Here is a 13,501-nt window from a genome sequence, read left to right as displayed (position 1 = left end):
TACACTCAACAATTTAACATCAGGCCAAGTGCCGCCCACCATCAAGAGCAATCGTTCGTCCAGTCATATATCGGCTACTTAAAATGTATTCTACTGCCGCTACCGCTTCTTGTTCGCCAGGTTCTATTTGCAAAAGCGACTTCGCTAGCGCTTTTGCACGATACTCTTCGTCATCTTCATCATTAAACTTTAGAAGAGAAGGCGCAATGCTATTCACTTTTACCTGCGGAGACAACTTTTTTGCAAACGACAAGGTTAAATTTGCCAAAGCGGCTTTACTCGCTGAGTAAGCAATGTGTTTATCGCTCCCCTTCTCTACAACATAATCAGTAAAATGAATGATATCCGCCCCTTGGTTTTCATCATTCGATGAGCCCTTCATTAATAAATCAGACAGGCCGATATTGATCTGGTATGGGGCATTTACATGAACTTTAAACATCCTGTCCATTAACTCGGAGCACGGCACATCATCTTCTGCTAACCAATCAGACGCATTGTGAATCACCGCCCTCAACATCCCGTATTCCTGAGCCACAATGTCCACTAACTCCGCGACACTGCTGCTCTTTTCAAAATCAGTACGAATGCACTTCACCCCCATTTTTTGCAATACATCAATCGACTCCTTGGGCGTTCGATACGTTACAATGAGTTCGTACCCTGCCTTCACCAACGAGAGGGTAATAGCCAAACCCAGTCTTTGGGTTCCCCCCGTTATCAGGATAGGTAATTTTTCCTGCATACAATATCCTTTCTAGTATTTTGGACATATCTGCCCGATAGCTATATTCAATAATACAACAGACCATATGTCTTCTACGATTTATTATTGAGGTTAGATCATGCTATTAAAATATTTGATGCAGATAAGCGTATGCGACGATAGCGATTCGCCTTCTCTGACTGAGCAATACTTTTTTAGTCGTTCTTTCCCTAACACCCTAGTAGACATCAGCACAAAATGCCTGTGACTTTTTTCTGACCACTAGGTAACAGAGAACATTTGACAACTCCATTGCTGTATTCATACATCTGAAAAGGAAAGGTGACAAAAGTGGCTGAATTTCAACAACCCGTAGACAGTAGTAAAATCCCCCAAGAAGCATTCGATTGGTATGATGAATATGCTCATGGCGACATTAATCGTAGAACCTTTTTAGAGAGACTGGGGACTCTTGGCCTCGCGGGGCTGTCGATCTCATCAATTACAGGCGCACTAATTCCAAATTACGCGCTGGCTGAACAGGTATCTTTTAACGACCCTGATATCAAAGCCTCCTACTTAGAGTTTGATTCTCCAGATGGACACATCAAAGGTCAGGGATACTTCGTTCAGCCAAACCATGTTTCGAAGACCAACAAAGCACCCGCAGTTTTGGTCGCACATGAAAATCGCGGTTTAAACCCTTATATTAAAGATGTTGCTAGACGCTTAGCAAAACAAGGGTTTGTCGCATTTGCTCCTGACGCCCTATTCCCACTAGGCGGGTACCCTGGTAACGACGATGAGGGCCGCGCTATGCAAAAGACCCTCGATAGAAATAAAATTGAAGCTGACTTTATTGCTGCTGCAAAATTACTTAAAGGACATGACCTTACTACAGGTAAATTAGGCATGGTTGGCTTTTGCTTTGGTGGGTATCTTACGAATCAACTGGCTGCCGTTTTGGGTTCCACATTAGATGCAGGCGCTCCGTTCTATGGAACGCCTCCCAAATCGCCAGTAGATAGGATTACTGCACCACTTTCTCTTCACTTTGCACAATTGGACAAGCGAGTAAACAACACTTGGAGCGAGTATGAGAAAGCGTTAAAACATGCAGCGATTGATTACTCTGCGTATACGTACGAGAATGTAAACCACGGGTTTCACAATGATTCGACAGCGAGATACGACCAAAAAGCGGCAGATTTAGCATGGGGTCGAACCGTTGCTTTTTTCAACCAAAAACTCGGTATAGTGTAGCGTTACTGCAAATAAGCAGAAGTACAAGCCAATGATGTTTAAAGTCAGTGCCTTTTCACAGGTACTGACTTTAAAACGTGGATTAGCCCACTTTTACAAACTTTGGCTCGGCCTCTTCTTCTAACACAAAGTCCAAACCTTGTGTCGGAGTAACTTGGCTCCACAAATTGCGGCAGAGCTCGTAAATTGAATCATCTGCTCTATTGCATAGCCACTTCGCAACTTCACTTGCCACATCTGGGTAATCAATTTTAACCACCTGCCCTTCATCCAACCACTGTCGAATCACCTTGTTGGATAAATACGATGTGGTACTTGCGATACCAAGCATATCAAGTGCCAACGCATTTGAATGCTGCTCAATTTGCCCTTTAAGTGGTTTTGCTAAAATTCTGCGCCCTAACATTAGTGATTCAGAATTCAATTCAAATCCAGCATTACAAAGCACGGACCGACATTCACCTAAATTCCGTTGAAATCCATCTCTTGAGAATGGGTAAACGGTGATGTTGTCATAAACGCCCGGTTCAATGTCTTTACAATGAAACCTGAACCGATACCCCGGAATATTTTCAAGCCAATCCATTACCTCTTCACTGTTTTCAAAAGGCAGGTAAACCAATACGTCTTTCTCATTTACGACGTAACTTTGATGCTCTCTTTGCATCAAAGGAGGTAAAATGGGGTTACCAAAGTGGTGCCAATGCGCTCCTAATGAAAGATCAACGGGTGCAAACTTTGACATGATCCACGCTCCTAAACGATCTCCTTTATGCTTAGGAACAGAATAGTTAAATGCGTATTGATGACCAAACCCAATACATCGAACGCCTTTCATTTTCGCGGCCCATGCAACAATTGGCTCAAAATCCGTAACAATGAGATCATAACTATCGAGTTCTAAGCTCTTTATATCTTTAAAAAGAGTTCTTAGAGACGCATTTTTACACGTCGCGAGCAGATCCAACTTTCCATCTCTGGCTACAAACGACAAACCTCTAAACGTTCGATAGTTGCCAAATACTTCCATATCAAAATATTCTTTCTCTGGCCTCCCTGAAAAGACATAGTCAACTTCAACATCACACTTTTTAAACGCGTCGGCCATCGCTCTAGCACGTGTTATATGACCATTCCCAGTCCCTTGAACCCCATATAATATTTTCATACACCAACCATCGTTAACGCAAACATTGCACAACTTGAGCCCAACAACGCCCCCATTAGGGTATCTGTCGGAAAATGAACGCCAAGAAAAATTCTTGCAAGCCCAACATGAGCGGCCCAAAGGTACCAACCAATTTGAAAGTCGGGAAACCAGTCAGACAAAAGAAACGCCATGAAAAAAGCGCCCGAAGTATGACCAGACGGAAACGAGAACTTATCTGATGGAATAATAAAACTACTAAAATTGTCCAATATATCGGCGGGGCGATTGCGCTTAAAACCTTTCTTTAAAATAAAGTAGGACAGCCGTTCAAACAAAAAACCTGTGCCCATAATCATCACCCAAGCCATTTCGCCTAAATACCAAAACACCATCGCAAGAACCGCATACAAGGGACCATCTGCAGTTTTGGAAATTGCTCGTCCAATATTTGTAATCAATACTCGGTGTTTTCGAGCCATACACCAATAAAATGTGTGTACGTCTATCGCATGAATACTTTTTAAGAAAAGCATTAACGTCACCCCTTTCTCTGAATGTTCACTTGTTGCTAGAGAAGCGTTGAATAATTCGACTGACCTTTATGTGCCGATAGCCCTTCATAAAAATTGAAGACCTAATTGCAAGTTTCCTAATCAATGTACTCAGAACAAATGTCAGCAAGGTTGCACTTCAGTGACCGTTTTATGACGTGAAATATAATCAGGAAAGTATTCTAAAATACAAAAAAAGCGCCCGATCATATGGGGCGCTTTTTTCATAAGAGCTCCGATTCGGTGCTCTTATCTAGAAATATCTATAGCGGTTATTACATGTTGTTCATTTTTTTGAACTTAGCAATAAGAGCTTCTGGCTTCTGTTTTTTATTGCTAGAGTTTAGGGCAAAAACAACGGTTTCACCTTTTGGACCTGCGCCAATCTGCGTATAACGCAATGGTACTTCACCAACAAGACGAGCTGTGTTCATTTCTTCAAGTGATTGGAATACGTATATACGACCTTCTGTACGCATTTCACCGTAAAAATCTTCAGCACCTTCTAAGTTGCCATCGTACATATCGATACTAGCGATGCCAGATGTTTTCTTTTTGTCTGCACCCGTTAACCCAAAGACGATTGTTTCACCATGAGGACCTTCACCAATACGTACTTTTCGGAATGCGGTTTCACCCACTGCCATGAAGCTTTCGTAAATTCCTTTATCATCAAAAACGTAAATACGGCCTTCATGATGAACTTCATACATATCTTCGTTGTTCAAAGACATTTCAGCCGCAGCCATGTCATCAGAAGACTTTACGTTACCTTGCCCACATGCTGTTAGCATTGCTGCAACTAATAACCCACTTGCGAAAGGTAGAATTTTCTTGTTCATGGTCTTTCTCCTAGTTAAATATGGGTAATACCCTAAGAGATATATGTGTCAGAAATAAGACAAAAAAATGACGATCTATTTACAACACCGCCATCTTTAACCTTAATGAATTAATATCAAAGCCAATTCGTAAGCATAATACCAAAACCTAAACTGCGAATATGGTTGTTGTAATCCAACAAAGATTGCCCATATCCATCAAAATACTGAACGTATCCACGAGTCTTGCCCCACAAGGGAAAATTTACACCTAGCTGAATTGCTCCTTTATTATCCGAACGCAGGTTGTTTCTAAGCATCAGATCATAGCTAATATCTTGATCTATAAAAACGGCGGTCACTTCTCCGTAACCAAGATACCGCTCAATATTTGGATTATCGTCTTCATCTTCGCTTTCATGTATGCGATACCACGGCTTAATCGACACAGCGAGATGTTCATATTCAAATACGACATTTACAAACAGGCGATTCCAAGAACGCGACATTAACTCGCTTTGACCATTAGACTGATGGTTAATACCGTATGCTATGTAAGTAGGCTTGATTCCCAAAAAGTCGCCATGGAGCCTATCGACAATAAACGCCTCTGGCTCATGCGATGTATCCCGAAATGGCGCCGAGATTTCACTGTTATACGCTTGCCAAAATGCCTGTTGAGTATACGCAAACCACAAACTAGAGCCTCGGCCTACCACATCATAGGCAACAGGGAACTTAACACTTAACTGAAATTTGAACTCAACGTTGTCTAATGCACCGTCACTTTCATCATGAACAACAAAGTCTCGACCATTTGGGTTATCCGTATAAGTGATGGGCAGAAAATAATTTGGTCGATGAGGGGTAAGCACAAATGGATTTGCTATAGAGTTCAGCTCTTGTATTTCTCTCTGCTTTAATAACCCATCTTTTTGAACGCGTTGCTGAATAGTCTCAGGGGATTCAGGCTCCCTTGGTAACGGAATACCCAGTGCGCCCTCTTCACTGCCTTGCACATCCACTTCAGTTGTTTCTTTAAAGCTTGCATCAACAATGTGTTCTGTCTCTGCAAGGCTGGTATTCACGGTACAACCAAAAGAAAGAGCAAGGGTTAGGGGTCCCATCGATCGAATATAGGTAGAAAACGAGCGCATCAGTCGAGCACCACTCGCTTAGAATAAGAAGCCGATTCCATTTCAACGACCTCTACAGTCAAGCTGATTTGTTTAACTTGCAACAATGTAAGCTGATGTAATACAGACTCGGATAACACTGCCCTTTGAGCTTGAGTACGCCCATCCAAAATTTTTACAACGACGTGCACAAATGCGTCTTCTTGCCCGCCGGTCATATAGTTTTTAAATGCAGCAGCTCGTAACTTGATGTCAGATTCTTCAAATAATCCCGAATCAAGGCACCCTCTTTTTACCGCCTCCAACCAATCATCAGGAGAGACCTCTTGTGCTAAATTTTGACTGTATTCAACAATACAATGAGGCATATGCCGCTCCTATCAGTTACAGTTATAATTTGTATGAATAGATGCTCTTTGCATACGACTCATTAAAAAACACCTTTTAAGCCATACTAGCGACTGTAGATAATCGTTACAACACTGCAAGCTGTTTGTTACGATTACCAGCCGATGAACCAAAAAGAATCAGTATCCTTTTTTAGTATCTATGCACTCAGGCAACATTTTTAGATTACGGTACGCTCGAATGTTCTTTGCTACGATCACGCTCGCGGTATCCGGGCTGGTCGGTGCTGAAATATGAGGAAGCACTGTAACATTTGGATACGTCCAAAATGCATGGGAGCGTGGCAATGGTTCCCGATCAAATACATCAAGCACTGCGTGTTTTAACGCGCCAGTATTGAGTCCATACAATAGAGCTTCTTCTTCAATAATGGGACCTCGACCAAAATTAATTATCTGTGCCCCTGGCTTCATTATTTTTACGGTTTCAAAATTTATGAGGCCATTCGTATCAGGCGTCGAGGGTAACAAAATAACAATAATATCACTTTGTGAAATGACTTTCTTGAATCCTTCTTCTCCTGAATAACATTCAACGCCTTCAATTTCTTTTTGAGAGCGGCTCCAACCACACACGTCAAAGTCATTACTCAGTAGCCTTTTAGCACAAACCTGACCAAGCTCGCCAAGCCCCAAAACACCCACGCGCCTTTGCTCTGGTTGTGATACAAAATGCTGATGCCAATTGGCCTCTTTTTGCTGCCGCATATAAGCGGGCATGTCTCGATGTAAATACAGAACCCAAGCCAACACGGCTTCAGACATGGTTTTTGAAAGATTCGGGTCGATCATTCTAGCAATGTTAAACGATGCGGTAGGCAACTCTTTAATCATGCGTTCCACACCGGCCCAAACACTTTGCACCCAAATCAGATTAGGTAACGCTAAAAGCTCTAAAGGTTCGGGATTAGCCACGATAGCAACCTCCACAGAAGCTCGTTCTGATTCCGACAACTCCGAGAACAGCAAAATTTTTTCTTCAGGTAATGCTTCAGATAACGTATTAACCCAAAAACGCTGCTCTTCTATACTTAAACGCGAACAAAAAGGAACTGGGGACTTCATTATTTCTCCCTAACAAAAGTCGTTTACCAAAACACATGACCTCAGTTGCTAACTCAAAGTTAAGCAAAAAAGCATTTACGGCGCTATTTCAACCTATTTTAGAGAACGTTACAATCCCGTGAGCTCATCAACAAAAATAGAGGAAAACGCGTAAATAAAGCTCTTTATGAGCTTTTTATGATTCTAACCATGCCTTAGAAAAAATGTGCGCAGGGGACGGTCTATCGAAGTAATACCCCTGATAGAGAGTACAATCCATCTCTTCAAGCCGAATCTGATGAGTTTTGGTTTCAACGCCTTCCGCCAGTACGTCAATATCCAGCGCTTTTGCCATTGCAATGATTGTTAACACAATCACCTCGTCACTGTGGTCATTCAACAAATCTCTTACGAACGACTGATCAATTTTTAGCCGACCAATTGGAAGTGATTTTAAGTACTTTAACGAAGAGTAACCGGTACCAAAATCATCAATTGACAAGCGCACGCCGAGGGAACGAACCTGATACATTAAGTCTAAACTTGCATTAGAGTCAGATAACAACGTGTTCTCGGTAATTTCCAAATCCAAACAATGTGCAGGCACATCAAACTTATCGATAGCAGATTTAAGCATTTGCATAAAACCCGCATGTTGAAACTGAATTGGACTAACATTGACAGACATTTGCAATGAATCGTCCCAAAGCCCTAGTGAGCGCCAGCGACTGACATCTTTTAGTGCTTGATGAAGAACCCACTCTCCTAACTCAACAATCAAGCCCATCTCTTCGGCAATAGGAATGAATTTCGCTGGAGAAATAAAACCTTGCTCAGACTCATTCCAACGTATTAAAGCTTCGGCACCAATCAACCTCCCCGAAGCATCATTTTGAGGCTGATAATACAACTCAAAGTCTTCATTCTCCATTGCCAAAAACAGCGCCCTTTCCATTTTAAGGTTCTCATCGGAGATGGCTTGCATATTATCTTCATAAAATTCAAAGGTATTCCTCCCTAACTCTTTTGCCCGATACAAAGCACTGTCAGCTTGTTTGAGGATGGAAGTGGAGGTTTCAATGCTACCATCAAAAAGACAGATCCCTATACTGGCACTCACGTGAAGCTCAAATTCACCCACTTTTTTGACGGTATTACAGCGAGCTAGAATGTCCTTTGAAATATCAATGAGTGGTTGATTCGCACCAACGCCTTCTTGACAAAATTCGGGTAATAAAATGGCAAACTCATCTCCTCCGATGCGAGCAAACATTGCTCGCTCAGGGAGCAACGGCGTAATGGCACCTACCACTTTGCATAACAATTCATCACCCACATTATGCCCTAATGAATCATTTATATTTTTGAATCGATCCAAGTCGAACATAATAAGAGCTGCGTGACGTCTATTTAAACGCAATTCGTCAAGCAGTTCATTTAGCCGTTCTACAAAAAAGTGTCGATTAGGTAAACGCGTTAGTGAGTCATAAAATGCCAAACGATTGATTCGCTCTTCTGCGCGCTTACGCTCAGTGATATCGCGAACAAGCAGAACAATTTCAATAACTTTATGGATTTCATATTTGGCGATACGTATTTCTACAGGAACACGCTTTTCTTTCGATACAAAAAACGTTTCGATGGTGATCGACTGATTTAAGTGCATATCAGCCAATATCTCCGACATAGAAATCCACGGATCATCGTACAAAGAGGACATTTTTGTTCGGGTCAACTCATAGCTTGTCAGCCCAGTGAGATTTTCTGCAGCAGCATTGGAAAGTGTTATTTGACCGCTCTCATTTAGTACTAAAATCGCGTCTGCTGCGTGATTTATCATTGCTTTAGAATGCAAGTTACTACGCTCTACATCATTTAAAGCCTTAGACAAGCGCTCCCATAGCCCTGAAAATACTTTTTTGAGTCGTCCAAGTTCATCGAATTCATGATCTTTATTGAACGATTTAGGAAGCATCAAATGATCTGTGCCTTGTATATTGGATAACGCTTTTGTCAGTTGTTCAACTGGGCGCGTCACTACATAATAAAAAAGCAGTGAAATAAGAGATGCTAATATCAGATCTTTGAAAAGGTTTTGAATAAAAACGCTGAAACTGTACAAAAGGATTTGCTGAGCAAGCGAAGAACGATCAAGTCGAATCTTTATTGTTCCAAGAAAAAGCTGAGGTGAGATCATCGCAAGCGGCCTTGCCTGCTCACTGTCTTCGCCGATCAATAAATCCACTAATCCGCTGCTTAAACCAAGGTTAGATGGCTCGTTTCTCGAGGCTACAAATTCAATATTATTTTCATCCAGTATCGTTACCTGAGAAATATTTGATCGGCTGAGCAAGCTGTTGATCTGCTTCTGAGCCAATACTTTATCGATTCTAAATAAAGCCTGTTCTAGTGGCTCCTCAATCACATCAAGTAATTGATTTACCTGCTCTATTCGTTGCTTCTTTTGATATTCAAATACCTGATAAAACTGCAAACAGCTTAAAGCAACGCTTAAAAAGATAGCCAGCAAAAACGTTAGAACGGCTTGCTTTAAATAGAGCGACTGAGAAAAATCAAAATTCTTCACGGCTAGCCACCCTCGGAACAAATTGTAGGAGAAATGAACTGACTTGCTCAATAGCAATCATTTCGACGATCCTTATACTTTCACATTGTTGTAAGAGCTGCTCTACCTAGCTTGGGCACGGGCGCTTCACGCACATTAAAGGGAACTAAATACAACGTAAATCACGCTCCACTTAGCCAACCGCGCTTTTGAGATCTAACTGAATTCGAATCAGAATATTACTTTTCGTTATAGACTTACAAAAAAAAGTACCGCTGTCACCTTGGAAAATGAAAAAAAATGATCTTGCTCAATAAGTTTTTGTATAAGCAATTATTATACCGATAATACAGCTGAGCGATATTATCGGTCGTTTATCTATCATCAAACGCAACAAAAAAGCCAGCTCAATGAGCTGGCTTTTTTTCGAAAAGACGCTTTGTCTTATACAATCATCTCGCCATCTTCACGGGAGATAGCAATAACACTAGAAAGTGGCGTTGAACCTGTTGGCCAAGTGCCACCTGGATGCTGGATACTAACAAACATAGTTGTATGATCCGCACTCCATGCAGTACCCGTCACTTCACACTTAGTCGGTCCTACCATGAAACGCTTGATTTCGCCAGTTTCAGTATCCGCTACCAACATTTGGTTGTTACCCTGACCAGCGAAGTCACCTTCGTTCGAGTAGTTACCGTCTGTTTGAATCCATAGAAGGCCATTGCGATCAAACTTAAGGCCATCTGGAGAGTTAAACATGTTGTCTTTGTTGACGTTAGCAGAACCTGCGTAAGCATCATCAAATACTGCAGGGTTACCCGCCATTACAAACAGATCCCAAACAAACATATCAGCAGTGTGATCTTCATTCATTGGTTCCCAACGAACGATCTGACCGAATTTATTCTTAACTCGTGGGTTTGGACCACCTGGAGCTGTTGCATCACCACCAGCATTAGGTTTAACACCACGGTTTTTGTTGTTCGTTAAGCAGCAGTACGCTTCAACTTTATTAGGGTTCGCCGCTACCCACTCAGGACGGTCCATTGTTGTTGCGCCTACTTTAGATGCAGCCTGACGAGTATGGATCGCGATTTCCGCTTCTGTCATACCTGTCGTTTCAGGCGTAAGCGCTAGCCATTCACCTTTGTTGTTTTCGTGGAACTTAGCCACGTACAACGTACCTTCTGAAAGCAACTCAGAATTATCGCCACCTACTTGGTATTTACCTTTAGATACGAAACGATATAAGAACTCACCACGCTCGTCATCACCCAAGTAAACAACAACATGACCATTTGCAGCGATCGTTACTTCCGCATTTTCATGTTTAAAACGACCTAGAGCAGTACGCTTTTTCGGACGAGCATTTGGGTTCATTGGATCAATTTCAACAACATAACCAAAACGGTTGGGCTCGTTTGGCTCTTTTGAAAGATCAAAACGCTCGTCGGCCATTTCCCACTTATAACGACCAGCTTTAGTACTTACGCCGTATCGTTTAAGTTCTTCTGGCACTTCATAGCTGTCATCGCTTGCAGAAAAGTAACCATTAAAGTTTTCTTCACACGTTAGGTACGTACCCCAAGGTGTTTGACCTTGACCACAGTTGTTCCAAGTACCTTTTGCCAATACACCTTCTGGATCAGCAGAAGTTTTGACTAAATCATGACCACGCGCAGGTCCTGTAATTTCCATTTCAGAATCAGCCGTAATACGACGGTTGTACATAGAGTCCTGAACAACGCTCCACTTACCGCCGCGATTAGCAACTTCGACAATAGAAACACCGTGAGCCGCTTTGTTCTTGCGTACGTCATCAGCAGTCATTGGCGTGCCGTCTTCACGGTTAGCATGAAGCGTTTTTGCATTTACATATTCGTTATTGATTGCCATAACGTAACGACCATTGGCGTTGAAGAATGCCATACCGTCGTTGTTGTCACCGAACGCAAGTTCCTGAGAAGCGCCTGTACCACCTGTTGCAGTATTTAGAGTTGGCGCATTTGACCAAAGTGGATCACCCCAAGAAACCAAAACATCCCATTTGTATCCCTTAGGAAGGGTAATTGTGTCTGCAGTTGTTGCTTTCACCATATCAAACGCTAAACGAGTAGGTTTGTGATTCGCAGCTACTGCCTGCGCAGCACCCAAAGTAGACCCCATAACGAATGCTGTCGCACCGACTGCTGCGCCTCCTGACAGAAAACCACGGCGCGACACCATTGCATTTGCTACTTCTTCAAACTCTACTACTTCTGGCGCTGGACGAACCATTTCATCAAACGCGTCAAAGCTCAATTCTTCATGCTTCTCGATAGTCATTTTTCTGCCCTGTTATGTTTTATCAATCAATGACTTTGTACCACTCAAAGCCACAGTTATTGTCAGTAGAGCTTCGTTACCAGACAAAGCCCATCAACTGCTTGAGGTTAGTGTTTTCCTCAAAGACGAAGTAAATGTACAGAGCATCAATGACAGTCCGGTGACAGTTAAATGACAATTATGACATGTGTGAAATTAAGCGATAAAGCAATGACTAGTGATTCTTTCTAGAGAGCAGATGAGAAAGTGATTTACGTTCGTTCATTTTCTTTTCAAGAGCGGCAAGCCATTGAGTTTTAAAAAAAATAGCGCCGCCAACGAATCCGATAGCACTGCCTAAAACAATGTCAAAAATACGAGATTCAAGAAGCAATACTGGAGAGATTTGCGCATTAGTAACCTCCGCCATAATCACAGTTAGAGGTGTAATAAATATCACTGCATAGCCATAATTTTTTACAATAAGCAGTTCAATAATAAATTGTAAAACGAAGATCAAAAATGCCAACACCCAAGCATTCGGTTGGAAAAAGAAGATAGCGGATACGAGCAACATACCGACTAAGGTTCCAAGTATCCGGTGAACATTCCTATGCCAGATTTGCCTAAACGTCGCACCTTGCAAAATCGCCGCGCACGATATTGGCACCCAATATGGGTTATTTAGCGCAAGTGCCAATGCCAGTCCATAGGAACCACCTACAAAACAGGAAACAAACAAAGCCTCCAAGACAATTGCATTGACTCTTTCATCAAGTTGAACATCGGTTTTGGGGAGAGCATTGGCCCCTGTCATCAAGCTGTAAATAAAACAAACGATGCATGACGTCATGCCCCCTATTGCCAACAACCCAATATTGTTGGGCAAAGATGGCAAATCAAACGGCAATGCTATCGAGATTGTTGTAACCACAACAAAGAAAAAACTACCCGGTGGCGGCAGACGATAATAGCGTGACATGACAACCACGAGAAACAAAGTAAGCGACAAAGCAAACGGAGGCAGCCAACTGACGACCGTTGACAAAGAGCCCACCATAAAACAAAAAATGAACCCAAAGCAGCATAAACTGAGAGTCACAATACGATGAGCGGTTCGGGTTTGAGGCATATAAAGAACGACCATTGCCCCCAAACTGGCTAACATGCCTTGTGGGAATTGCTCCAGAGCCGCACCAATCATGGCGGGTAGCCCAACACAAAACGCCGCAACCAAAGGCAGGTGCCACGGCCGCTTTATTTTGTTAATGCTTGATAGCTCTTTAAGGAGTTGGCCTACTTTGGATAACACAACACTCCCCTTATAGTTAAAGCATAATATAGTGGATGATGAACCCCTATAAACAAAGTTCTATATCTCGGATAAAAGACTCTAATAACTACCACTGTATATAACTTAAAAAATACAAATACCTTTTAGATATCCTAAAAGAAGAAAGTAATTTGCTCCTATAGTAGGTAAAAAATTTTCACTTAAATAAGTAAACGTCTTCGTATCCATAACTATATCTGATATAAAAAAGGCTCTT

11 protein-coding genes are annotated in these 13,501 nt (G+C 42.0%); 1 reads left to right on the top strand and 10 read right to left on the bottom strand.

Annotated elements, in window-relative coordinates:
- Positions 1-19: 19 nt before the first annotated feature.
- On the bottom strand, positions 20-745 hold the full coding sequence (gene folM, locus DFP79_RS02170; protein ID WP_133502319.1) for a dihydromonapterin reductase: 726 nt from the start codon (positions 743-745) through the stop codon (positions 20-22).
- Between the two features lie 312 nt (positions 746-1,057).
- On the opposite strand from folM, the gene DFP79_RS02165 reads away from it, so the two are divergent.
- Entirely contained in the window at positions 1,058-1,969 is a 912-nt protein-coding gene (locus tag DFP79_RS02165) for a dienelactone hydrolase family protein (protein WP_133502318.1), read from the top strand.
- An 82-nt stretch (positions 1,970-2,051) separates the two neighbouring features.
- On the opposite strand, the gene DFP79_RS02160 is transcribed toward DFP79_RS02165, so the two are convergent.
- The 9 genes from DFP79_RS02160 to DFP79_RS02120 form a co-directional block, all read right to left on the bottom strand.
- On the bottom strand, positions 2,052-3,137 hold the full coding sequence (locus tag DFP79_RS02160; protein WP_133502317.1) for an MJ1255/VC2487 family glycosyltransferase: 1,086 nt from the start codon (positions 3,135-3,137) through the stop codon (positions 2,052-2,054).
- Entirely contained in the window at positions 3,134-3,652 is a 519-nt protein-coding gene (locus tag DFP79_RS02155) for a phosphatase PAP2 family protein (RefSeq protein ID WP_133502316.1), read from the bottom strand. The genes DFP79_RS02160 and DFP79_RS02155 overlap by 4 nt, the downstream gene beginning before the upstream one ends.
- A gap of 293 nt (positions 3,653-3,945) precedes the next feature.
- Entirely contained in the window at positions 3,946-4,512 is a 567-nt protein-coding gene (locus DFP79_RS02150) for a hypothetical protein (RefSeq protein WP_133502315.1), read from the bottom strand.
- A gap of 116 nt (positions 4,513-4,628) precedes the next feature.
- Complete coding sequence (locus DFP79_RS02145) at positions 4,629-5,648, bottom strand: phospholipase A (RefSeq protein WP_133502314.1); 1,020 nt, start codon at positions 5,646-5,648, stop codon at positions 4,629-4,631.
- Positions 5,648-5,995 (bottom strand): 5-carboxymethyl-2-hydroxymuconate Delta-isomerase, encoded by a 348-nt coding sequence (locus DFP79_RS02140; RefSeq protein WP_133502313.1) that lies wholly within the window; start codon positions 5,993-5,995, stop codon positions 5,648-5,650. Before DFP79_RS02140 ends, DFP79_RS02145 begins: the two co-directional genes overlap by 1 nt.
- A gap of 159 nt (positions 5,996-6,154) precedes the next feature.
- Positions 6,155-7,099, bottom strand: a complete 945-nt coding sequence (locus tag DFP79_RS02135; protein ID WP_133502312.1) for a 2-hydroxyacid dehydrogenase — start codon at positions 7,097-7,099, stop codon at positions 6,155-6,157.
- Positions 7,100-7,274: 175 nt separating this feature from the next.
- Complete coding sequence (locus tag DFP79_RS02130; protein WP_133502311.1) at positions 7,275-9,665, bottom strand: putative bifunctional diguanylate cyclase/phosphodiesterase; 2,391 nt, start codon at positions 9,663-9,665, stop codon at positions 7,275-7,277.
- Positions 9,666-10,088: 423 nt separating this feature from the next.
- Positions 10,089-11,972 (bottom strand): PhoX family protein, encoded by a 1,884-nt coding sequence (locus tag DFP79_RS02125; RefSeq protein WP_133502310.1) that lies wholly within the window; start codon positions 11,970-11,972, stop codon positions 10,089-10,091.
- Between the two features lie 214 nt (positions 11,973-12,186).
- Positions 12,187-13,263 (bottom strand): FUSC family protein, encoded by a 1,077-nt coding sequence (locus DFP79_RS02120; RefSeq protein ID WP_133502309.1) that lies wholly within the window; start codon positions 13,261-13,263, stop codon positions 12,187-12,189.
- Positions 13,264-13,501: the final 238 nt, after the last annotated feature.

It is taken from the genome of Marinomonas balearica, from assembly GCF_004362145.1.
In the GTDB taxonomy this organism is placed as follows: Bacteria; Pseudomonadota; Gammaproteobacteria; order Pseudomonadales; family Marinomonadaceae; genus Marinomonas; species Marinomonas balearica.
Note: the sequence above shows the minus strand (reverse complement) of the source record. Positions and strands in the feature narration are given on the sequence as shown.

Bases quoted from the DNA above. Each gene is read 5' to 3' on its own strand.
- DFP79_RS02135 (WP_133502312.1), bottom strand. From the start codon at position 7,099: ATGAAGTCCCCAGTTCCTTTTTGTTCGCGTTTAAGTATAGAAGAGCAG.
- DFP79_RS02150 (WP_133502315.1), bottom strand. From the start codon at position 4,512: ATGAACAAGAAAATTCTACCTTTCGCAAGTGGGTTATTAGTTGCAGCA.
- DFP79_RS02145 (WP_133502314.1), bottom strand. From the start codon at position 5,648: ATGCGCTCGTTTTCTACCTATATTCGATCGATGGGACCCCTAACCCTT.
- folM (WP_133502319.1), bottom strand. From the start codon at position 745: ATGCAGGAAAAATTACCTATCCTGATAACGGGGGGAACCCAAAGACTG.
- DFP79_RS02125 (WP_133502310.1), bottom strand. From the start codon at position 11,972: ATGACTATCGAGAAGCATGAAGAATTGAGCTTTGACGCGTTTGATGAA.
- DFP79_RS02140 (WP_133502313.1), bottom strand. From the start codon at position 5,995: ATGCCTCATTGTATTGTTGAATACAGTCAAAATTTAGCACAAGAGGTC.
- DFP79_RS02155 (WP_133502316.1), bottom strand. From the start codon at position 3,652: ATGCTTTTCTTAAAAAGTATTCATGCGATAGACGTACACACATTTTAT.
- DFP79_RS02160 (WP_133502317.1), bottom strand. From the start codon at position 3,137: ATGAAAATATTATATGGGGTTCAAGGGACTGGGAATGGTCATATAACA.